Origin of the sequence: Thalassobaculum salexigens DSM 19539 (assembly GCF_000423805.1) — a bacterium.
GTDB classification, from domain to species: domain Bacteria; phylum Pseudomonadota; class Alphaproteobacteria; order Thalassobaculales; family Thalassobaculaceae; genus Thalassobaculum; species Thalassobaculum litoreum.
Window position 1 is genome coordinate 2,055,351 of record NZ_KE384093.1, and the last position, 22,082, is coordinate 2,077,432.

The 22,082-nt window shown below is 66.5% G+C and carries 20 protein-coding genes and 2 tRNA genes; 12 read left to right on the plus strand and 10 right to left on the minus strand.

The features are described from left to right. Positions 1-12: 12 nt before the first annotated feature. Together G578_RS0113980 and G578_RS0113985 are read left to right on the plus strand one after the other, a co-directional pair. Positions 13-1,227, plus strand: a complete 1,215-nt coding sequence (locus G578_RS0113980; RefSeq protein ID WP_211228904.1) for an acetoin utilization protein AcuC — start codon at positions 13-15, stop codon at positions 1,225-1,227. After that, a complete protein-coding gene (locus G578_RS0113985) occupies positions 1,224-1,661 on the plus strand; it encodes a DUF192 domain-containing protein (protein ID WP_028794765.1) in 438 nt (145 codons plus the stop codon). The genes G578_RS0113980 and G578_RS0113985 overlap by 4 nt, the downstream gene beginning before the upstream one ends. A 102-nt stretch (positions 1,662-1,763) precedes the next feature. Here the strand turns inward: G578_RS0113985 and G578_RS0113990 are convergent, their stop codons facing one another. Beyond that, entirely contained in the window at positions 1,764-2,429 is a 666-nt protein-coding gene (locus tag G578_RS0113990; protein WP_028794766.1) for a class I SAM-dependent methyltransferase, read from the minus strand. Positions 2,430-2,647: 218 nt separating this feature from the next. Between G578_RS0113990 and G578_RS0113995 the strand changes: the two genes are divergently transcribed. From G578_RS0113995 to G578_RS0114005, 3 genes are all read left to right on the plus strand, one after another. Next, positions 2,648-2,724 (plus strand) — tRNA-Pro (locus tag G578_RS0113995). A gap of 45 nt (positions 2,725-2,769) precedes the next feature. Continuing rightward, on the plus strand, positions 2,770-3,093 hold the full coding sequence (locus G578_RS0114000) for an ETC complex I subunit (protein WP_425425911.1): 324 nt from the start codon (positions 2,770-2,772) through the stop codon (positions 3,091-3,093). Between the two features lie 33 nt (positions 3,094-3,126). Next, a tRNA-Arg gene (locus G578_RS0114005) sits at positions 3,127-3,203 on the plus strand. A gap of 32 nt (positions 3,204-3,235) precedes the next feature. Here G578_RS0114005 and G578_RS0114010 read toward each other — a convergent pair. From G578_RS0114010 to G578_RS26370, 3 genes are all read right to left on the minus strand, one after another. Next, positions 3,236-3,880, minus strand: a complete 645-nt coding sequence (locus G578_RS0114010) for a class I SAM-dependent DNA methyltransferase (RefSeq protein ID WP_051244796.1) — start codon at positions 3,878-3,880, stop codon at positions 3,236-3,238. Positions 3,881-3,978: 98 nt separating this feature from the next. Then, positions 3,979-5,172, minus strand: a complete 1,194-nt coding sequence (locus tag G578_RS0114015) for a glycine cleavage T C-terminal barrel domain-containing protein (protein WP_211228905.1) — start codon at positions 5,170-5,172, stop codon at positions 3,979-3,981. 288 nt (positions 5,173-5,460) lie between these two features. Continuing rightward, on the minus strand, positions 5,461-6,357 hold the full coding sequence (locus tag G578_RS26370) for a DMT family transporter (protein WP_051244797.1): 897 nt from the start codon (positions 6,355-6,357) through the stop codon (positions 5,461-5,463). A gap of 97 nt (positions 6,358-6,454) precedes the next feature. Here G578_RS26370 and G578_RS0114025 point away from each other — a divergent pair, with 97 nt between their 5' ends. Together G578_RS0114025 and G578_RS0114030 are read left to right on the plus strand one after the other, a co-directional pair. Continuing rightward, on the plus strand, positions 6,455-8,341 hold the full coding sequence (locus tag G578_RS0114025; protein ID WP_028794770.1) for an ABC-F family ATP-binding cassette domain-containing protein: 1,887 nt from the start codon (positions 6,455-6,457) through the stop codon (positions 8,339-8,341). Positions 8,342-8,366: 25 nt separating this feature from the next. After that, positions 8,367-9,965, plus strand: a complete 1,599-nt coding sequence (locus tag G578_RS0114030; RefSeq protein ID WP_028794771.1) for a rhodanese-like domain-containing protein — start codon at positions 8,367-8,369, stop codon at positions 9,963-9,965. 13 nt (positions 9,966-9,978) lie between these two features. Here the strand turns inward: G578_RS0114030 and G578_RS28480 are convergent, their stop codons facing one another. Together G578_RS28480 and metC are read right to left on the minus strand one after the other, a co-directional pair. Then, the gene (locus G578_RS28480) at positions 9,979-11,124 is read right to left on the minus strand and encodes an HD-GYP domain-containing protein (RefSeq protein ID WP_156907321.1); all 1,146 of its coding nucleotides are present in this window, start codon (positions 11,122-11,124) and stop codon (positions 9,979-9,981) included. A gap of 91 nt (positions 11,125-11,215) precedes the next feature. Then, positions 11,216-12,436, minus strand: coding sequence for a cystathionine beta-lyase (gene metC, locus G578_RS0114040; protein WP_028794772.1), 1,221 nt, complete (start codon positions 12,434-12,436; stop codon positions 11,216-11,218). Positions 12,437-12,786: 350 nt separating this feature from the next. Between metC and G578_RS0114045 the strand changes: the two genes are divergently transcribed. From G578_RS0114045 to G578_RS26380, 5 genes are all read left to right on the plus strand, one after another. Beyond that, positions 12,787-13,827, plus strand: a complete 1,041-nt coding sequence (locus G578_RS0114045; protein ID WP_028794773.1) for an amino acid ABC transporter substrate-binding protein — start codon at positions 12,787-12,789, stop codon at positions 13,825-13,827. 89 nt (positions 13,828-13,916) lie between these two features. Continuing rightward, the gene (locus tag G578_RS0114050) at positions 13,917-15,113 is read left to right on the plus strand and encodes an amino acid ABC transporter permease (RefSeq protein WP_028794774.1); all 1,197 of its coding nucleotides are present in this window, start codon (positions 13,917-13,919) and stop codon (positions 15,111-15,113) included. 3 nt (positions 15,114-15,116) lie between these two features. Then, the gene (locus tag G578_RS0114055; protein WP_028794775.1) at positions 15,117-16,466 is read left to right on the plus strand and encodes an amino acid ABC transporter permease; all 1,350 of its coding nucleotides are present in this window, start codon (positions 15,117-15,119) and stop codon (positions 16,464-16,466) included. A gap of 35 nt (positions 16,467-16,501) precedes the next feature. Next, positions 16,502-17,296: an amino acid ABC transporter ATP-binding protein gene (locus G578_RS0114060; protein ID WP_038014192.1), complete on the plus strand. Its 795-nt coding sequence runs from the start codon at positions 16,502-16,504 to the stop codon at positions 17,294-17,296. 135 nt (positions 17,297-17,431) lie between these two features. After that, a complete protein-coding gene (locus G578_RS26380) occupies positions 17,432-18,493 on the plus strand; it encodes an SDR family oxidoreductase (RefSeq protein WP_038014194.1) in 1,062 nt (353 codons plus the stop codon). Here G578_RS26380 and G578_RS30185 read toward each other — a convergent pair. From G578_RS30185 to G578_RS28485, 4 genes are all read right to left on the minus strand, one after another. Continuing rightward, positions 18,458-19,501, minus strand: coding sequence for a GNAT family acetyltransferase (locus G578_RS30185; protein WP_084618884.1), 1,044 nt, complete (start codon positions 19,499-19,501; stop codon positions 18,458-18,460). The genes G578_RS26380 and G578_RS30185 overlap by 36 nt on opposite strands. Next, a complete protein-coding gene (gene sseA / locus G578_RS0114075) occupies positions 19,498-20,358 on the minus strand; it encodes a 3-mercaptopyruvate sulfurtransferase (RefSeq protein WP_028794777.1) in 861 nt (286 codons plus the stop codon). The genes G578_RS30185 and sseA overlap by 4 nt, the downstream gene beginning before the upstream one ends. Positions 20,359-20,372: 14 nt before the next feature. Next, entirely contained in the window at positions 20,373-21,377 is a 1,005-nt protein-coding gene (locus tag G578_RS0114080) for a cysteine synthase A (protein ID WP_028794778.1), read from the minus strand. Between the two features lie 156 nt (positions 21,378-21,533). Continuing rightward, positions 21,534-22,073 (minus strand): GNAT family N-acetyltransferase, encoded by a 540-nt coding sequence (locus tag G578_RS28485; protein ID WP_051244799.1) that lies wholly within the window; start codon positions 22,071-22,073, stop codon positions 21,534-21,536. Between the last annotated feature and the right edge of the window lie 9 nt (positions 22,074-22,082).

Sequence of the window (22,082 nt, forward strand, 5' to 3'; positions counted from 1 at the left end):
CGGCACATGGACATGGCCAGCCCCTCAGACCAAAGCCCGATCGTCGACCCGTCGGTGATCGCCCGGCGCGACCCGGCCTGGACCGCGGGTGTGCTGAAGCCGCCGCCGCCGTCCTTTCCGCGCCGGCCGATCCTGATCGCCAACGAGATCTACCGCCATTCGGTCTATGGCCGCCGCCACCCACTTTCTATTCAGCGGGTAACGCCGGTGGTCGACCTGGCCCGGGCCCTGGGCTGGCTGGACGAGGGGCAGTATCTCGACTGCCTGCAGGCCGGACCCGAGCAGCTCACCCGGTTTCACGACCCCGACTATATTGCCGCGGTGGCCGAGGCGGAGCGCACCCGGCACGTCTCGGAGGAGATCCGAGACCGCTACAATATCGGCCGCAACGGCAACCCGGTCTTCGCCGAGATCTTCCGCCGTCCGGCCACATCGTCGGGGGCCTCGATTCTCGCGGGAACCCTGCTGGCTGGGGTGGAGCGCGGGGTGATCCATTCCCTCGCCGGCGGCACCCATCACGGGCGGCGCGCCATGGCCTGGGGGTTCTGCTTCTTCAACGACCCGGTGCTCGGCATCCTCGCCATGCTCGACCACGGGTTGGAACGGGTCGCCTATGTGGATCTGGATGCCCATCACGGCGATGGGGTGCAGGACGCCTTCCACCACGACGACCGGGTGCTGACCGTCTCGGTGCACGAGGCCGGGCGCTGGCCGCGCACCGGCGCCGTGGACGACCGGGCCGGCGGGACCGCGCGCAATCTGCCGGTCCCCCAGGGCTTCAACGACAGCGAGCTGGAGGTGCTTGTCGAGACCGCCGTCGCACCCCTGGTCGAGCGGTTCTTCCCCGATGCGCTGGTGATCCAGACCGGTGCCGACGGCCTTGCCGACGACCCGCAGGCAAAGCTGGACCTGTCCAACCGCGCCCTGTGGGCGGCGGTGGAACGGCTGGTGCATTGCGCGCCCCGGGTATTGGTGGTCGGCGGCGGCGGCTATAATCCCTGGTCGGTGGCCCGGGCCTGGACCGGGATCTGGGCGACCCTGAACGGAATCGACCCGGACGTGCCGACCTTTGGCGCCGCGGAGGACGTGCTGCGGGGCCTGGAATGGAACCACAGCCGCGGCCGCAACCCGCCGGAGCACTGGTTCACCACGATCGCCGATCCGCCGAATCGCGGCCCCGTCCGCGACGAGATCCACCGTCTGGCCGAGGCCGTGCTGTCGCCATGAGAAACCTAGTTCTTGCCGTCTTCCTGTTGCTCGCCCCGGCCGCCGCCTGGGCGGCGGAGCTCGTGCCGCTGACAGTCACGACCGAGGAGGGGGTCGCGCACCCGTTCCAGGTGGAGATCGCCGACTCACCGGACGAGCGGGCGCGGGGCCTGATGTTCCGCAAGGAGTTGGCCGAGGATCGGGGCATGCTGTTCCTGTTCCCCCGGCGCGAGCGGATCGCCATGTGGATGCGCAACACCGAGATCCCCCTCGACATGCTGTTCATCTCTGACGACGGCCGGGTGACGCAGATCCACGAGCGCGCGGTGCCGCATTCGGAAGCGGTGATCTCCTCACGCCGCCGGGTGCGCTATGTGCTGGAACTTCCGGGCGGTACCGCCGACCGGTTGGGCCTGGCCCCGGGGGCGCTGGTGACCTCCGAGGCGATGCGGTAGCAGAGTGCTCGACGGAATGGACTGGCTCCTGTCATCCCAACCCGCCCCCGGATCAAGCTCGGTGGCGTTCGGGATGTCGGTTGAGAGAATACAGGATCGACCTCACCCCCGCTTGCGCACCAGGGTCAGCCCGTCGCCGATCCCCAGCATGGCCATGGAGACCCGCTCGTCCGCCCGGATCTTCGCGTTCAGGGCGCGGATGACCCGGGTGCTGTCGCTCTGGTCCTCATCGTCCACCACTGCGCCGGACCACAGCACGTTGTCCACCAGGATCAGCCCGCCGCTGCGCACCAGCACCAGGGCCATCTCGTAATAGGCGTCGTAGTTCGGCTTGTCGGCGTCGATAAACATCAGGTCGACCGTGCCGGCCTCGCCACCGTCGATCATCGCCTGCAGGGTCTCGGTGGCCGGCGCCAGGCGCAGATCGATGCGGTCTGCGACCCCGGCCTCTTCCCAGAACGGACGACCGATCCGGGTGAACTCGTCGCTGACGTCGCAGCACACTAGGGAGCCGCCCTCGGGCAGCGCCAGCGCCATGCGCAGCGCCGAGTAGCCGGTGAAGGTTCCGACCTCCACCGCGCGCGTCACCCCCAGCAGTTCCACCAGGAAGGCCATGACGTTGCCCTGGTCGGCGGAGATCTGCATGCCCGCGCTGGGCATCGCGGCGGTGGCGGCGCGGAGCCGGGCGCCGATCTCGGGCTCGCGACCGCCGATTTCGGTCAGATAGGCGTAGAGCGTCGCGTCGAATGTCAGGGATCGGTTGGCCATGTGTGTCTCGTCAGAGGATACCGGGTGCGGCGCAGAGGGTGACCGACAGCCGCGGGCTGGGCAAGCCATGCGCGGCCGCACTGTCGGAACCCGACCGCAGGCCCCGGATTTCCGGCGATCCGAGGTTCGGAGGCAGCGTCGGGATGGAAAGGCGAGGCGACTCTCGGCTTGCGATGCCGGGGTTGTGCGGATATCCATCTGCCAGGGATGTCGGGGCACGGGGTGTAGCGCAGCCTGGTAGCGCATCTGCTTTGGGAGCAGAGGGCCGGCGGTTCGAATCCGTCCACCCCGACCACGACATCGGATATACTTGCCGGCCAAAGGGTTGGACGGCGACAGAGTGAGGAGCGGCCTTGCGATGATGGTGCGGATCTACAAGCCGGCGAAGACCGCCATGCAGTCGGGACGGGCCAAGACCAACGCCTGGATGCTGGAATACCGGGCCGAGTCCCGCCGCATTCCCGAGCCGCTGATGGGCTGGGTGTCGGCAGGCGACACGACCAATCAGGTCCGCATCCCGTTCGACAGCAAGGACGAGGCGATCGCCTTCGCCCGCAAGCACGGCTTCGCCTTCACGGTGCAGGAGCCGCGTGAGCGGGTTCTGAAGCCGAAGGCCTATGCCGACAATTTCGCGTTCAACCGCCGCAGCAACTGGACCCACTGACGTCCACCAGCCGCCGCTTTGTGTGGCGCCAGGGCGCCCATAGCTCAACTGGATAGAGCATCCGCCTTCTAAGCGGACGGTTGCAGGTTCGAGTCCTGCTGGGCGCGCCATTTTCCGGCGCTTTGCCGGAAAGTAACTCCAGCTAAACTGCGCCGACGATGCCGTATCGGATCTGGATCTTGGTCCCGAAATCCGGATTTCCCGGGATATAGGGCATCGGGCCCGTGACCTCCAGGCGCGTCAGGCTGCCCTCTGTCTCCAGGCCGTTCAGGCTGCCCTCGAAATCGCGGGTGTCCCAGAAATCCTGGCGGCAGGTGAAGACCGCCACGCCACCCGGTCGCAGCACGCGCATCCATTCGCGCAGCAGCGGCGTCTGTTCCACATAGGTGAGCACACCGACGCAGAGAATGCCGTCGACGCTGTCCGTCTCCAGCGGCAGCGGACCGTTCAGGTCGACCGGCTGCAGGTCGGCGTAGATGCGCTTCTCCCGGGCGACGTCCAGGCTCGCCTGGGACATGTCGAAGCCGATCAGCGGACCGCCGAAGCCGGCCTCGCGCAGTGCCACGCCGGTCATGCCGGTGCCGCACCCGCAATCGAGCACCCGCGCGCCGGCACTGTCGTCCAGGTGCTTGGCGAGGTACTCGGCGGCACGGTCGGGGGCCTCATAGCCCCATTCGGCCAGTTCGCGGTCGTAGTCGCTGGCCCAGGCGTCGTAGGTGGCGGCATTGGCGCTGCCGTCCATGGAAACCTGGCCGTCGCTGCGCAGGATCTTGTCGTAATCGGTCACAATCGCTTCCCGTCGGGTCTTGTGGATCTCGCTGCGGGTGAGCGCTCCAGCCTAGCGCCCCCCGCCGCGATGTCGACCCCCGCAGCCCGCCGGGTGCCTCAGGCGGGAGACGTGACTCCGCGGGCCAGGGCCTTGGCGGGATCGACGAACGGCATCGCCACGACGGTGGCCGCGCGCGGACCGTCCGGCGTATCGACGATGACGCCGGTGCCGGCGACGTGGTCGCCGACCGGCGCATAGCCCATGGCGATGTTGCGGTGCAGACGCGGCGAGTAGATCGCGCTGGTCACCGAGCCCGGCCTGCCTTCGGAGCCGAAACGGGCGGTCCAGCGCTCGACATTGGCGGGGATCGGATCGCCCAGGATCTCGATGCCGACCAGCCGACGGGTCACGCCGTCGCCGGCGATCCGGCGCAGCGCATCCTTTCCGACGTAATCGGCGTCCAGACCCAGATCCACGAGCCGGTCCAACCCAAGTTCGAATGGGTTGTTCTCCGCCGTCATGTCGGCGCCGTAGGACAGCAGCCCGGCCTCGATCCGGCGGATCGCGCTCGGTCCGGAGGGCGCGACGCCGAGGTCGGCGCCAAGCTCGAACAGCCGCTCCCAGAGTGCGTCGCCGTAACGGCCGTCGCGCAGGAAGATCTCGTAGCCGAACTCGCCGGACCAGCCGGTGCGGGCGACCACGACCGGGGCACCGTCCAGGTCGGTCTCCACGAAGCGGAAGTATTTCAGCTCCTCGACCCAGTCGCCGAACACACGCTTCATCAGCAGTCCGGATTTCGGCCCCTGGATCTGCAGCGGCGAGACGTCCGGTTCGCCGACCGTCACGTCCCAGGCGCCGGCGCGGGCCAGCGCCTTGACCCACAGCAGCAGGTCGCCGTCGGCAACCGACAGCCAGAACCGCTGGACGTTCAGCTTGAGCAGAACCGGGTCGTTGAGCACGCCGCCGTCATGGTCGCAGATCAGCACGTACTTGGCCTGGCCGGCGGTCATCTTCGACAGATCGCGCGGCGTCAGGTGCTGGGCGAAGGCGGCGGCCTGCGGGCCCCAGATCTCCACCTGGCGCTCGCCGGCGACATCCCAGACGGTCACGTCGCGGACCAGAGACCAGTAGTCGGCCTCGCCCCGGTAGGAGACCGGCATGTACATGTGATTGTAGATCGTGAAGGCGGATGCGCCCCAGCGCCGGGTCGCGGCGTAGTAGGGCGAGGTGCGTACCCGCGGGCCGAAGACCAGTGTCGGGTCCGTCGCGGCGGCGGTCGTTGCGGGGGTGATGTCGAAGTCCGGGCTCACATTGGCCTCCATCGTCTGCGTGTCGAGGGGCCGGTCGGTGCCGAAGCGCTTTAGCTTTTGTTGACCCGGAGCAAGCTGCCCCTCAAATCACCGGGAGTCCCTTGGGGAGGACCAAGCCCATACCGTTCATGTGGCGAAAAAAAATCCACCCTCAAGAGCCGATGCGGCCGGGCGGATGTGTCGATCCGTTTAGCCGCATTTGTTAAGCGCCCGCAAGCAGGATGCAAATCGGCGCTGACGCGAAAAATGCGAGTATCGCCGTTCGGCGTCAAGCGGATTCGAAGACGTCTAGCCGTGCCGTCTGACCACGGTTTCGCGATGCCAGATATAGAGCCCGCTGACGACAACCAGGGCTGCGCCCGCCAGTGTCCAGGTCCCCGGCACGTCGCCCCACACGACCAGGCCCAGCACCAGCGCCCACAGCAGGCTGGTGTACTTGAACGGCCCGACCAGTCCGACCTCGCCGAGCCGCAGGCTCTCGATCATGAGTCCCTGCGCGACGGCGACCAGGACCGAGGTGATCAGGAACAGCCCCAGTTCGGGCAGCGTCGGCACGACCCAGCCGAAGGGCAGGGTCAGCAGCCCGGCGAAGGCGACGATGCTGGTGGAGACGATCAGCACCATCAGGGTCGACTCTCCGCCGGTGCCGAGCTGGCGGGTGGCGATGTCGCGCAACGCGCCGACGAAGGCGGCGACGATGGGGATCAGGGCGACGATGCGGAACATCTCCGGGGTCGGGCGGACCATCACCACTACGCCGGCGAACCCGACCGCGACCGCGCTCCAGCGCCGCCAGCCGACCGGCTCCCCCAGGATCAGGGCGGCCAGCGCGGTGGCGAAGATCGGTCCGGCGAAGGAGATCGCGATGGCGTCGGCGATCGGCAGCAGCCACAGCGACGTCACGAACAGAAAGGTGGAGACCGCCATCAGCCCGCCCCGCGTCAGGTGCAGCGGCCAGCTCTTCACCCGCAGGACCGAACCCCGACCGGAGACGATCGCCCAGCCATAGACCATCATCACCACCAGACCGCCGCGCATCGCCAGGACCTGGCCGACCGGATAGCGTTCGGTCAGCCATTTGGCGATGGCGTCGTTGACGGTGAGGATGCCGGCAGCGGCGATCATCATCAGGATCGCCTTGGCGGGTGCGGAGGAGCCGGACGTCGGCAGGGCGGGGGAAACCATCCATTCTCTCTACGCCCGGCCGGCGGAAGAGGGAAGGTGTGAAGGACCTCGGGTTCCCGCTTGGCCGGCTCGCCTCCGTGGTGCTATCACCCCGCCCATGCTGTCGATCCGAAACATCACCGTGCGCGTCGCCGGACGCATCCTGCTCGAAGACGCGACCGCCACGATTCCGCCGGGTCACCGGGTCGGGCTGGTCGGGCGCAACGGGACGGGAAAATCGACCCTGCTGAAGGTGATCGTCGGCGAACTGCAGACCGACCTGGGCTCGGTCAGCCTCACCGGGCCGTTCGCGCTGAACAACGCCATCGGCTGGGTGCGCCAGGAGGCGCCGGGCGGCACCGAGACGCCGATCGAGCATGTGCTGGCCGCCGACAAGGAACGCGCCGACCTGCTCGACGAGGCGGAGATCGCGACCGATCCGCACCGCATCGCCGAGATCCAGACCCGTCTGGTCGATATCGACGCCCATGCCGCCCCGGCCCGGGCGGCGCGGATCCTGGCCGGTCTCGGCTTTACCGAGGACATGCAGAAGCGGCCGCTGTCGGAATATTCCGGCGGCTGGCGGATGCGCGTGGCGCTCGCCGGCGTGCTGTTCCAGGAGCCGGAACTGCTGCTGCTCGACGAGCCGACCAACCATCTGGATCTGGAAACCACAATCTGGCTGGAACAGCACCTGAAGGCCTACCCCAAGACCCTGATCATCGTCAGCCACGACCGCGATCTACTGAACTCGGTGCCGACGACAATCCTGAACGTCGAGAGGCTGACTCTCACCCAGTACACCGGCAACTACGACGATTTCGAGCGTATGCGCGAAGAGCGGCTGGGCCAGATCGAGTCCCAACGCATCAAGCAGGAAGCGCAGCGGAAGCATCTGCAGTCCTTCGTTGACCGGTTCCGCGCCAAGGCATCGAAGGCCCGCCAGGCCCAGAGCCGCATCAAGATGCTGGAGAAGATGGACGTGATCCCGGCCGCCGTTGGCGATCCGGAGACCCGTTTCCGCTTCCCCGAACCGGAGGAACTCGCTCCACCCTTGCTCGCGATCGATAAGGCCTCGGTCTCCTATGAGGCGGGCAAGCCGATCCTGCGCCACCTGGACCTGCGGCTGGACCCAGACGACCGGATCGGATTGCTCGGCGCCAACGGCAACGGCAAGACCACGCTCGCCCGGCTGATCGCCGACGAACTCAAGGTCTCGGGCGGCGAGATCCACCGCGCCGCCAAACTGCGGGTCGGTTATGTGGCGCAGCATCACGCCGATGAGCTGGATCCGAACGACACCGCCGTCGAGCATCTGACGCGGCGTCTGAAGGGCCATGCGGTGGATCGGGTGCGGGCCCGACTGGGCTCGGTCGGTCTGACCCAGGACAAGCAGACCACGCGGGTCGGCGCCCTGTCCGGGGGCGAGAAGGCGCGGCTGTCCCTGGCGCTGGTGATGGCGGACGACCCGCATGTGCTGGTGCTCGACGAGCCGACGAACCACCTGGACATCGATGCGCGTACCGCGTTGGTCCAGGCGATGAACGACTTCTCCGGCGCGGTCATCCTGATCAGCCATGACAGGCGGCTGATGGAGCTGACGGTGGACCGCCTGTGGCTGGTTGCGGACGGGACCGTGTCCCGCTTCGACGGCGATCTCGCCGCCTATCGCGACCACATTCGCGACGATCGCCGGGGCGAGAAGGGTCGCGACAAGGACGGCGAGAAGGTCAACAAGAAGGACCAGCGCCGCCAGAATGCGGAGAGCCGGCGCCTGTCCGCCGAGTTGCGGAAGAAGGCGAAGGATGCCGAAAAAGCGCTGGAGAAGCTGGTGCAGCAGCGCGAGACGGTCGTCGCCAAGCTGGGCGATTCCTCGACCTATGACGGGTCGACGGCGGAGCTTCAGAAGCTGATTCAGAAAAAGGCGGATCTCGACGCCGCGATCGAGAAAGCCGAGGAACACTGGCTGGCAACCGCCGAGGCGCTGGAATCGACAGCGGCCTGACCGGCGGACCAAGGGAGGAAGTGGAATGGCCAAGACGATCGATGCCGCGACCCTGAAGGCGGCCCTGGACGGCGACGGGGAGATCGCGCTGATCGATGTGCGCGAGCAGGCGGCCTACGGCGCGTCCCACCCGATTCTGGCCGCCAATATTCCGCTGGGTCAGCTCGAGCTGCGGGTCGGCGAGCAGATCCCGCGCCGGTCCACGCCGATCGTGGTCGAGGATGCCGGCGAAGGGCTGGCCGAGCGTGCGGCCGCGCTACTGGAAAGCTTCGGCTACACCGACGTCGCCGTGCTGGACGGCGGCACCAAGGCCTGGGCGGCGGCGGGCTTCGAGCTGTTCAGCGGCATGTACGTCCCGTCCAAGGCATTCGGCGAGTTCGTCGAGCATGCCTACGACACCCCCTCGGTGTCGGCCGACGAGCTGAAGGCGATGATGGAGTCCGGCGAGAAGCTGGTGGTGCTCGACAGCCGGCCGATGGACGAATACCGGGTCATGAACATCCCCACCGGCATCGACGTGCCGGGTGCGGAGCTGGTCTACCGGGTAGGGCAGGTGGCACCCGATGCCGACACGACCGTGGTGGTCAACTGCGCCGGCCGCACCCGCTCGATCATCGGCGCCCAGTCGCTGATCAATGCCGGCATCCCGAACAAGGTCGTGGCTCTGCGCAACGGCACCATGGGCTGGCACCTGTCGGGCTATCAGCTCGAGCACGGCAACGACCGCACCGCGCCGGAGCCGGCCGAGGACATCCTGGCCAAGGCAGTGGCGCAGGCGGAGGCCTGTGCGCAACGCTTCGGCGTGAAGACCGTCGATGCGGATACCCTCGACGCCTGGCGCGAGCAGCGGGACAGCCGCACCCTGGCGATCCTGGACGTGCGGACATTGGAAGAGTTCGAGGCGCGGCGCATCGCCGACAGCCGTCATGCGCCGGGCGGCCAGCTCGTGCAGGCGACCGACAGCTACCTGCCGGTGCGCAACGCGCGGGTCGTGCTGGTCGACGACCGCAAGGTGCGGGCGCTGATGACCGCGAGCTGGCTGGTGCAGCTCGGCTGGCGCGACGTGTATGTGCTGACCGCGTCGCTCGACAGCCAGCGCACGGTCTCGGGCCGCTACACGCCGGAGATCCTCGGCCTCGACGCCATCTCGGAGGTGAAGACCGTGCCGGCCGCCGCCGCCCGGTCCCTGGCGGAGGCCGGTGCGGTCGTCCTCGACCTGGCCAAGGCGCTGGACTACCGCGACGCCCATCCGGAGGGCGCCTGGTGGGCCGGCCGGGTGGCCATCGCCGACAATCTGTCGAAGATCCCGGCGGACAAGGCCATCGTCCTGACGTCGCCCGACGGCATGCTGGCCCGTTTCGCCGCCGCAGATCTGAGCGGCACCGGGCGCGACATTTCGGTGATCGAGGGGGGCACCGCGGCCTGGAAGGTGGCCGGCCTGCCCCTGCAGAGCGGCATGACCGCCGTCCTCTCGGAGCCGGATGACAGCTACCTGCGGCCCTACGATCGCACCAACAAGGCAGAGATCGAAAAGGCGATGAACGACTACCTTACCTGGGAAGTCGCGCTGGTCGAGCAGATCAAGAAGGCCGGCGGCATCAGCTTCACGCACTTTCCCGCCTGACCGATCGGGGCCTTTAGCGGGCCGCGCGCACCTGCGGTTCGTCGGCCAGACGGGTGTCCAGCACCAGCTCGCGGAACCGACGGTAGAGGCGCGGCTCCAGATGCGGGCCGGCCATGGTGTCCATGATGGCGAAGGCCTGGTCGCGCTCCATCGGCTCCTTGTAGTCGCGCCGGTCGGTGAGGGCGGAGAACACGTCGACCACCGCCGTGCACAGCGACATCTCGTGGATCTGACCCCGGGTCTGGCCGTCCGGGTAGCCGGTACCGTCCAGCTTCTCGTGGTGATGGCGCACCGCGGCGATCAGGTCCGGCAGATCGCGGTAGCCTTCGTTGACCAGTTGGGCGCCGTAGACCGGGTGCAGGCTCATCTCCTGACGCTCCGCCTCGGTCAGCGAGCCCGGTTTCGCCAGGATCGACAGCGGCACCCGCATCTTTCCTAGATCGTGCAGCAGTCCGGTCTCGGCCATGAGCCGGAGCTGGTCGTCCCCCACGCCGATTGCGCGGCCGAAGGACGCCATCAGGATTCCGACCCGCAGACTGTGGGCGAAGGTGCTGTCATGGTGCCCGCGGAGCTGATGCAGCATCGGCGCCACGCTCGGGTCGCCGGCGAGATCGACGACACTGGCGGCGGCGCTGGCGACCAGCTTGCGGCCTTCCAGGTCGATCCCGCCGGTCGCGGTCATGTCCTCCAACTGCGTGAAGAGCTGCCGGCCGCTCTGCATGACCTGGCCGGCGGGTTTGGACAGGGCACTGAGGGTCTCGTCCTCGCTGACGGTGCCGTACGCCCGCCAGAAGCTGTTCAGGAACTCGCCGGTCTCCGGCGACCCGGTGATCGCGGCGTCGATGACCCGTTCCTCGATCAGCCGCCCGATCGGCAGGGTCATCTTCGGCGCCACCATGATCAGGGACTGCCGCCCGCCCGCCCGCAGGGCGTTCGCCTGCTGCGCCAGCCACATCCCGTCGCCGCCGACCAGCTGGTTCTCGATCACGATGCAGTCCGGGTGGGTCTCGAACGTCTTCGCGGCGCTCGGGTCGTTCGGGATCACCGTGATGGCGAAGGTCTGCCGCAGGACGTTGAGCACGGCCGCATAGCGCGCCGGGCGGGCGGTGCAGAACACCAGCCTCGGCTTACGTGCCGCGATGGGAGACCGTTTGGGCAACGAGACACCTCGATCAGTCGGATCTGGCCCTACCTATCGGTCAGGCGGCTGAGGATAGCAGGGATCCTGGTCGGAGCGGTTAACGGAGCACTCAACCCGCAACGGCGGCGATCGCCCGCATGCGGTCGAGCCCGGCCTCAACATCGGCGATCAGATCGTCCGGATCCTCCAGCCCGGTATAGAACCGGACGATGGGACCCTCGTGCGGCCAGGTCGTGGCGCTGCGTTCCGGGGTGATGTCTGTCGGCTTGACCAGGCTTTCGAACCCGCCCCAGCTCGCGCCCATGCCGAACAGCGCGAGCCCGTCGTAGAAGGCGGCGAGCGCCTGATCCGGCACCGGTTTGAAGACGGCGGAGAACAGGCCGCTGCAGCCGCTGAAATCGCGCTTCCACAGGGCATGGTCCGGATGGCTCTCCAGGGCAGGGTGGAGCACGCACTCGATCTCCGGGCGTCCTTCCAGCCATCGGGCCAGCGCGAGGCCGGTCTCGCCAGTCTTTCGCAGGCGGATCTCCATGGTGCGAAGGCCGCGCGCCGCCAGATACAGATCGTCGGGCGCGACGTAGTGGCCGTGCAGCCGCACGGTGGAGCGGACCTGCTCGCTGTAGTCGCGGGTGCTGGCGAGCAGCCCCATGATCACGTCTGAATGGCCGCCGATATACTTGGTCACCGCCTCGTTGACGATGTCGACGCCGAGCGCGAACGGATCGCAGAACAGCGGCGTACCCCAGGTGTTGTCCATCATCACCGCCGCGCCGGCCTTGTGCGCGACCTCGGCGATCGCCGGGATGTCCTGGACCTCGAAGGTCTGGGAGCCGGGGCTCTCTGTATAGACGCAGGCCGTGTTGGGGCGCATCAGCCCGGCGATGCCGGCGCCGATCCGGGGGTCGTAATAGGTCGTCTCGACCCCGTACTTCGCCAGGACCTGCTCGCAGAACTTTCGGGTCGGGAAATAGGCGGTGTCGGTCATCAGCAGGTGGTCGCCGGCCTTCAGCACCGCCAGCAGCCCGGCGGTGATCGCCGACAGGCCGGAGGAGGTCATGACCACGTCGCCCGCCTTGTAGATCTCGCAGAGAGCCGCCTCCAGACGGTAGGTGGTCGGCGTGCCGCTCACCCCATAGGTGATCGGGGCGTCGATCCCTTCGTTATAATTCGGCGGCGGGGCGGAACGCACCTGGCGCCAGGCCTCCAGGCTCGGGGCGAGGACCGTCGAGGCGTGGAACACCGGAGTATTCACGACTCCTCTGAACTCGTGCGGCGTGCGCCCGGCGTGAATCAGTCGGGTGCGTGTCTTGTGCTGGCGGTCTTCGGCCATCTTTTCCTCGAAAGGGTTACCTCGGGTGTCCAGGAGCAAGTCGGGACAATGTTCGTTGCGTGCAGTCTCGGTTCGTCTGGCGCCTGGGACAAGAGCACTCGCGCCGAGACCTGGAAAGCTTGCTTTTCAGGTAAACGCCATGTTGGAATGATCACGTTCCGGGCGGCTTGCATCCTTTGACGGCATCCGAACGGCAATTGCACGCCTTTTGGGCAATTGTCTGGCGTGACGGGGGGCAAAAAGTCGCGGAATTCGGTCAATGACATCCTGGCAAGGTCTTTGCGAAGGCTGGAATCCGGGATCGCATAGGTCGATCCAGTTACAACGATAACCTGGGTGGGTTTCACATCATGAAGAAGGTCAGCCTTTTGGCTCTGGGCGCGGGGTTCTTGGCAAGCCTCGCGATTACTCCCGAGCCGGTCCTGGCACAGGACAGCACGCTGGAGATCGTCAAGAACCGCGGCATTCTGCGTTGCCAGGTCGGCACGCCGGCGCCCGGTTTCTACTCGCTGTCCGATGACGGCAAGTGGTCCGGCTTCGACGTCGAGAACTGCCGCGCGGTTTCCGCGGCGATCTTCGGCGACCCCGACAAGATCGAGTACCAGTCGGTGACGTCCGCCGTCCGGTTCACCGCGATGGCGAACGGCGAGTCCGATGTGCTGTCGCGCACCACCACGTGGACCCTGTTCCGCGATACGCAGCTCGGCCTGGATTTCACCACGGTGAACTTCTATGACGGCCAGGGTTTCATGGTCACCAACGACAGCGGCGTGACCAGCGCCCTGGAGCTTGCGGGTGCGACGGTCTGCGTGCTGACCGGTACCACCACCGAGCTGAACCTGACCGACTACAGCCGGACCAACTCCCTCGACATCAACCCGGTTGTGTTCGAGGACAGCAACGTGCGTGACAGCACGTTCTTCTCGGGCGGCTGCGATGCCATCACCAACGACAAGTCGAGCCTGGCCTCGACCCGCGCCAAGGCGCCGGACCAGTCGATCTTCACCATCCTGCCGGAGACCATCTCGAAGGAGCCGCTGGGCCCGGTCGTTCGTCAGAACGACAGCCAGTGGAACGACATCGTGATGTGGTCGCTCTTCGCCATGATCAATGCCGAGGAGATGGGCATCAATTCCGGCAACGTCGACGAGATGAAGGCCAGCAGCACCAACCCGGAAATCAAGCGCATGCTTGGTGTCGAGGGCGACCTGAACAAGGGTCTCGGCCTTGAGCCGGAGTGGGCCTACAACATCATCAAGACCGTGGGCAACTACGCGGAGAACTACGAAGAGTTCATGGGTCCGAAGACCGTCATGAACATCCCGCGGGCCGGGTCGGTGAACGACCTGTGGACCAAGGGTGGCCTGATGTACTCCCCGCCGTTCCGGTGATCGTCTGAATGCTTCGGTGCCCGGTCGAGTCTTCGACCGGGCACCGTTTCTTTAGACATTAAAATTACTGCGGTTCGGAGGACGCGCTGATGTCCGCTGTCGACAAGGCTGTCCCGCGTAGGGACGCGCGCTCGATTTCAGAAGTCGTCAATGACGAGAGATTTCGGTCGATCTTCTATCAGATCATCGTTGCCGTCGCCGTCATCTGGACGGCTCAGTACCTGATCACGAATACCGCCGAGAACCTTCAGGCTCGCGGCATGTCCACCGGATTCGAGTTCCTGAGCAGCACGGCAGGGTTCTCGATCGCGTGGTCGATCATCGACTACGAGGCCGGGGACACCTATTTCCACGTCTATCTTGTCGGCATCGCGAACACGCTCATCGTGTCCTTCTTCGCGATCATCGCCACCACGCTGCTTGGTTTCGTGGTCGGCGTGATGCGTCTGTCCAGCAACTTCGTCGTCGCCCAGATCGCCTCGGCCTATGTCGAGGTGATGCGCAACGTGCCGTTGCTGCTGCACATCCTGTTCTGGTTCACCCTGTCCTCGGCCCTGCCGTCGCCCAAGCAAAGCCTGGGCTGGCTGGACAGTTTCTTCCTGAACAACCGAGGCCTGTACGTGCCGGCCCCTGTGCCGGGCGACGGCTTCGACATCGTCATCATCATGGTGCTGATCGGCATCGCCGTGGCCTACGGCGTGACGGTCTGGGCTACCAAGCGCCAGATGGCCACCGGCCAGCGCTTTCCGGCCTTCTGGACGGGCGTCGGCCTGGTGGTCGGCCTGCCGCTCCTGGCGTTCTTCGCCCTGGGCGCGCCGCTGACCTTCGACTATCCGGCGCTGAAGGGGTTCAACTTCCAGGGCGGTGCCGATGTGCCGCGGGCGTTCTGCGCCCTGCTGTTCGCCCTGGTCCTGTACCACACGGTCTTCATGGCCGAGGCGGTGCGCGCCGGCATCCTGTCGGTCAGCCACGGCCAGACCGAGGCGTCCTACTCCCTCGGCCTGAAGCCGAGCTGGACCCTGCGCCTCGTCGTCATCCCGCAGGCCATGCGCGCGGTCGTCCCGCCGATGATCAGCAACTGGATGAACGTCGTGAAGAACTCGTCGCTGGCGATCGCCATCGGCTATCCGGATCTCGTCGCGGTCTTCATGCAGACGTCGCTGAACCAGTCCGGCCATGCGATCGAAATCGTCGCCATGGTGATGCTGTTCTACATGACCGTCAGCCTGACGATCTCGGCAGCGCTGAACTACTACAACAAACTCGTTCAGATTAAGGAGCGGTGAGTCATGACGGATGCGACTCAATCCGACACCGCCTTCCGCCCGAAACCGAGCCTGCCTCCGCCGGCCAATACGGTCGGCGTGGTGGGCTGGCTGCGCAAGAACCTGTTCGGCGGCCCGATCGACACGATCCTGACGCTGCTCGGCGTATACCTCCTGTACCTGATCGTCCAGTTCGCCGTCGAATACGGCATCATCAACGCGGTCTGGACGGCGGATACCTATCGCGAGTGCCTCGACATCAACCTGGGTGAGGGGGCGTGCTGGGCCGGCATCGGCGCCTGGTTCAACAGCATGATGTACGGCCGCTATCCCGACGAGGAGCAGTGGCGGGTCAATCTCGGGGGCATCATCCTGCTGCTCTGGCTGATCCCGTTCTGGCTGCCGAAGGTCACGGGCAAGATCCAGGTCGGCATGTCGGCCGTTCTGACCTTCCCGTTCCTCGCGGCATCGATGTTCATCGGCGGCGATACGGGGATCTTCCTGCATGTGATGGCCTCCATCGCCCTGACCCTGTTTGTCGCGGTCTGGCTGCATGTGGCCGCGTGCTACGTCCTGGGCAGGTCGCTGCCGGAGCTCCTGATCTCCATAACCGGCTTCACCGACAAGGACGACCGGCTGCACAAGTACGTGCTGCTCGGCGCCTTCGCGGTCGGTTTCGTGATCGCCCTGATCTACCACATGAGCTGGGACCTGGTTGAGGTGCAGACCACGATCTGGGGCGGGCTGTTCCTGACCCTGGTGATCTCCGGCATCGGCATCGCCTCGGCTCTGCCGAACGGCATTCTTCTGGCGCTGGGCCGACGTTCCAAGATGCCGGTCATCCGAGTGTTCTGTACCTCGTTCATCGAGCTGTTCCGCTCGGTGCCGCTGATCACCATCCTGTTCATGGCCGTGACCATGATGCCGCTGTTCCTGCCGGTCGAATTCAACCCGCCGAAGCTGGCGATGGTGATCGTGGCGGTCTGCATCTTCGCCGCCGCCTACATGGCGGAGACGGTGCGCGGCGGTCTGCAGGCGGTCAACAAGGGGCAGTACGAGGCCGCGCAGTCCATGGGGTTGTCCTTCTGGAAGATGATGGCTCTCATCGTGATGCCGCAGGCCCTGAAGCTGATGATCCCGAACATCGTCGGCAGCTTCATGGGTCTGATGAAGGACACCACGCTGGTGTCGATCATCGGTCTTTACGACATCCTGCTGATGGGCAAGGCGGCGGGTCAGAATCCGAGCTGGCTTGGGTTCCATACGGAGCCGCTGCTGTTCACTGCGTCCATCTTCTTCGTGCTCTGCTTCGCCATGTCGAAATACAGCCAGCATCTCGAACGGACGATCGGCGGCGGCTACGGCCGGCGGTGACGGTCCGATAACGAACGAGAACAGGGAATCCACCAATGAGCCTCGACACTCAACTCCCCGACGACGGCGTCCATGTCGCCTCCGCCATCTCCGACGAGGTGGTCATCGAACTGGCCTCGGTGAACAAGTGGTTTGGCGAGTTCCATGTCCTCAAGGACATCAACCTCTCGGTCAACAAGGGTGAGCGGATCGTGATCTGCGGCCCGTCCGGGTCCGGCAAGTCGACGATGATCCGCTGCATCAACCGGCTGGAGGAACACCAGGCCGGCGATATCATCGTCAACGGCACCGAGATGGGCACCAACATCAAGAACATCGACGCGATCCGTCGCAACGTCGGCATGGTGTTCCAGCAGTTCAACCTGTTCCCGCACCTGACGGTGCTGGAGAACTGCACGCTCGCCCCGATCTGGGTGAAGAACATGCCCAAGGCCGAGGCCGAGAAGATCGCCATGCAGTATCTCGAGCGGGTGAAGATCCCCGAACAGGCGGCCAAGTATCCCGGCCAGCTCTCCGGTGGTCAGCAGCAGCGCGTGGCGATCGCCCGTTCGCTCTGCATGAGCCCGACCATCATGCTGTTCGACGAGCCGACCTCGGCCCTGGATCCGGAAATGATCTCCGAGGTGCTGGACGTTATGGTCGGTCTCGCCGAGAGCGGCATGACGATGCTGGTGGTCACCCACGAGATGGGCTTCGCCAAGCGCGTCGCCGACCGGGTGATTTTCATGGACCAGGGCGAAATCGTGGAGCAGAACACTCCGGACGAATTCTTCACCAATCCCAAATCGGATCGTACCAAGCTGTTCCTGAGCCAGATCCTGGCCCACTGACCGCGTCCGAGATTGGATGAGACGGCCAAACCCGCGGGGGGCGGGGGAGGTCCGGGGGGCGTGCCGGTTCGCTGGTGCGCCCCCTATCTATTTGGCACACCATAAAAACACCAAAGAGACCAACGGGAGGATCTTATGGTCGAGGACAAGGGCGTTGCCCTGATCGCCGGCGTGTCAGGCATCGTCGGGCGCGGCATCGCCACGCGGCTGCTGGGGCAGGGGTGGCGGGTCATCGGCCTGTCCCGGACCCCGCCGAAGCCGGCGATCGACGGGTTGGAGCATGTGGCGGCCGACCTGACCGATGCCGAGGGGCTGAAGGCGGCCCTGGCGCGGCTCGGGGCGGCGGTCACCCATATCTTCTACGCCGGCCGCGCGCCGGATCCCGATCCGGAAGTCGAGGCGGCGCGCAATACGGCGATGCTGGTGAATACGGTCGAGGCGGCGCAGGCTGCGGGCGCCCGCCTGGTCCACGTCCATTCGGTGCATGGAACCAAGTGGTACGGCAGCCATGTCGGCCCGTTCAAGACGCCGGCCGAGGAGGACGATCCGCGCTGTCCGGTGCCGAATTTCTATTTCGACCAGCAGGACTGGCTGGGGGCGGAGGGGCCGAAGCGCGGCTTTTCCTGGTCGACCACCCGGCCGCATCTGCTGATCGGCTTCTCGCTCGGCTATCCGCACAACATCCTGAGTGTCGTCGCCGTCCACGCGGTGCTGTGCCGCGAGCAGGGGCGGCCGCTGACCTTCCCGGGAACCCAGAGCCATTTCGACCGGGTCTCCCAGGTCACCGATATCGATCTGCTGGTCGACGCGATGCAGTGGTGCGCGACCAGCCCCTCGGCCGCGAACCAGCCGTTCAACGTGATCAATGCCGACTATTTCCGCTGGAAGGAGGTGTGGCCGGACATCGCCGCCTTCTTCGAACTGGAGCCGGCCGGCGTGCAGACCGAAAGCCTGACCGACGCCTTCGCCGCCGCCGCCGGTCCCTGGCGGGAGATGGTGGCGCGCGAGGGGTTGAGCGAGCCGGATATCGGCCGGATCGCCAATGGACCCTATGGCGATGCCACCTTCGCAGCGACCTGGGACGACATGTCGTCGACGGTGAAGATCCGCCGTGCCGGGTTCGACCGGGTGTATGCCAGCCGCGACAGCCTGCTGGGCGCCCTAGCGGCGTATCGGCGTCACCGTGTCATTCCCTGACAGCGAGACCGCATCGGACGGGGTCGGACGCCGCTGGGGGATGGGCAGGCCGGCAAGCCGCGGATCCGGCAGGGTCTCGACATACTGGTCGAACGGCACGAAGCCGGCCTTCTGGTAGGTGCCGATCGCCCGGGGGTGGTCCAGGTCGCAGGTATGCACCCACAGCCGCGTCGTCGGACCGGTCCAGGCGATGTCGATCACGGTGTCCAGCAGGTAGCGTCCCACGCCGCGCCCGATGAACTCCGGCATCAGTCCGAAATAGGCCAACTCCACGTTGCCGTCGTCCCGGCGCCGGTCGATCTCGCCGTAGCCGGCGGGCGCGCCGTCGACGTAGAGGACGTAGATCTCCACCTTGGGATCGGTGATATGGCCGGTCAGTTCCGCGTCGTCCATCAGCCGGCGCGACACCCAGGTCCAGTCGCCGCCCACGGTGTTGTAGAGGTAGCGGTAGAACGAAACGGTCGGCGGCTCCGCGCGGATCAGCGCGGTGCGCATGCTCGCCGGCGGGTGCGGAGAAGGGCGGGTCGGCCGGTTCAGCATCTCCAGGGAGGTGACGACGGTATCCACGGTGCCGAGCCCGATCGCCGGCGCATCGACCATGGGTTTGCTCATCACCACCCGCGGCTCCTCGCTCCAGCCGAGCTTGGCGTAGAAGTCGCGCACCTGGGCGTTGGTGTCGCGGATCAGCAGCTCCGCCTTGGGCACGCCGCGGGTCTTCATCCAGGCCTCGGCGGCCTCCATCACCTGACGTCCCATGCTGGCGCGGCGGCGGTTCGGATCGACCGCGACGTAATAGACCCAGCCCCGATGCCCGTCATAGCCGACCATCACCGACGCCACGACCTTGCCCAGGACATGGGCGACCAGAATGTCGGAGTCCGGCGCGCGGCGCGCGGACTCGATGTCCCGGCGCGGGTCGTTATGCGGCACAAGCAGGCCACAGCGCTCCCACAGGTCGACGATACCGTCGATGTCGTCGGTCTCGATCGGCCGGAACGTCAGGCTCATTGGGCGTCGGCCGGACCGGTATCCACGGGCGTATCCTGGCGCGAGCCCCAGTCGGACCAGGAGCCGTCATAGACCGCCATGCCGGGATGGCCGAGCCGATGGGCGTTCAGCGCGATCATGCAGGCGGTGACGCCCGACCCGCAGGAGGAGATCGTCGGCTTCGACGGGTCGAGGCCCGCCGCCTTGAACTTCGCCGCCACGGCGTCGCTGTCCAGGGCCATCTTGGTGTCCTTGTTCACCAGCTCGGTGACCGGCAGGGAGCGGGAGCCCGGGATATGGCCGGAGCGCATGCCGGGACGCGGTTCCGCCTCCTCGCCGGTGAAGCGGCCGGCTGGCCGGGCGTCGACGATCTGCACGTCGCCCGCCTTCACGGCCGCCAGCACGTCGTCGCGCGACTTCACCAGTTCCGGGCGGAAGCGTGCCTTGAAGTCGGTCGCCGGGCGCCGCTTCGCCGGGCCGGTCTCCATCGGCCGGCCCTCGGCCTGCCATTTCGGCATGCCGCCGTCGAGCACCGCCACCTTGTCGTGCCCGAACAGCCGGAACATCCACCAGGTCCGCGCCGAGGACTGCATGCCGTACACGTCATACGCCACCACCAGAGTGTCGGCATCGATGCCGAGCGCGCTCGCCGCCTTGGCGAAGGCGTCCGCACCGGGGACCATGTGGGGCAGGGGATCGTCCGGGTCGCACACCTTGTCGATGTCGAAGCGCTGGGCCCCGGGAATGTGGCCGTCCGGAAACTCCGCATCGGCGTCGCGCTTGGCGGTCGGCAGATGATACGTGCCGTCCAGGACCACCACCTTCGGGTCGTCGATATGCGCGGCCAGCCAGTCGGTGGAAACGAGTGCGTCGGTCATGGTCTGAAATCCTCTCAGTCGTCCAGCCAGGCCGGAACGGGCAGATTCTTTTCGCGCAGGAATGCCGGGTTGAACAGCTTCGACTGATAGCGCGCGCCACCGTCGCAGAGGATGGTGACGATGGTGTGACCCGGCCCCATCTGCTGGGCCAGCTTGATCGCGCCCATCACGTTGATGCCGCTCGATCCGCCGAGGCACAGGCCTTCTTCCTTCAGCAGGTCGAACACCACCGGCAGAGCCTCCTCGTCGCTCACCTGGAACGGCTGGTCGACGACGATGTCCTCCAGGTTGGCGGTGATCCGGCCCTGGCCGATGCCTTCGGTGATCGAGCCGCCCTCCGCCTTCAGCTCGCCATGGGCGTAATACCCGAAGATCGCGCTGCCCATCGGGTCGGCGAGGCCGATCTGGATGTTCTTGTTGCGCTCCTTCAGGGCCATGCTGATGCCGCCGAGCGTGCCGCCGCTGCCCACCGAGCAGATGAAGCCGTCGACCTTGCCGTCGGTCTGCTCCCAGATCTCCGGACCGGTGGTCTCGTAGTGGCCCTTGCGATTGGCGACATTGTCGAACTGGTTCGCCCAGATGGCGCCGTTCGGTTCCTGTGCCGCGATCTCCTCCGCCAGGCGGCCGGAGTAGCGCACGTAGTTGTTCGGATCCTTGTACGGCACGGCGGGCACCAGGCGGAGGTCGGCGCCGCACAGGCGCAGCATGTCCTTCTTCTCCTGGCTCTGGGTCTCCGGCATGACGATGACGCTGCGATAGCCCAGCGCATTGCCGACCAGGGACAGGCCGATTCCGGTATTGCCGGCCGTGCCCTCGACGATGACGCCGCCGGGCCGCAGCAGGCCTTTCTCCTCCGCGTCGCGCACGATGGCGAGCGCCGCGCGGTCCTTCACCGAGCCGCCGGGATTGAGAAACTCCGCCTTGCCGAGAATCGTGCAGCCGGTGCGTTCCGACGCCGCCTTGAGCTTGATCAGGGGGGTATTGCCGATCGCGCCGATGAAACCGTCACGCACGTCCATGAGGTCGTCTCCGTCCGTCATCCTGTGGCCGACGCGGATCGCGCCGAACTCGTTGCTGGGAGCCTAGCCGGACGGAACGCGGGGATAAAGCGCAGGCGAGGGGGAAACCGGCCGCAGGACGGTCAATACAGTGATCGCGGATGCGAACGAGGGAAGTCAGCCGTCGCCCTGCTCCGCCAGCTTGGCGAGGCGCGGACCCAGCATCCGATAATACATCTTCTCGCTCTTCAGCAGCGGCCCCATGGATTCGTAGAAGGTCCGCGCCTTGTCGTTCCAGGGGTCCGCGGTCCAATCGAGCTGGGTCACCCCACGTTCCACGCAGATCTCCGCCAGCCGGCTCATCAGCCGGCGGCCGATCCCGCCGGTCCGCGCCTTGCGGGTGACGAACAGGTCCTGGATGAACACCGCGCTCTGGCAGTTGGCCAGCGCGAAGGTCTCGTTGAAGACGAGAAAGCCGACCGCCCGATCGGCACCGTTGGCGATCAGGATCTCGACCGCCGGCGGCTCTCGGAACGCCTTGTCGGCGATCACGTGGGCCATGTACGACCGCTGGTAATGGACGGGCAGGGAGTAGAAGGCCAGCAGCTCCTGGCTGAGCAGCGCGAGCGCGTCCGCGTCGGCCGGGGTTGCGAAGCGGATATCGACAGGCGCCGGTTCACGGCCACCATAGGCTATCGCTTCCCCCTCAACCGCCATGTGGTAGAA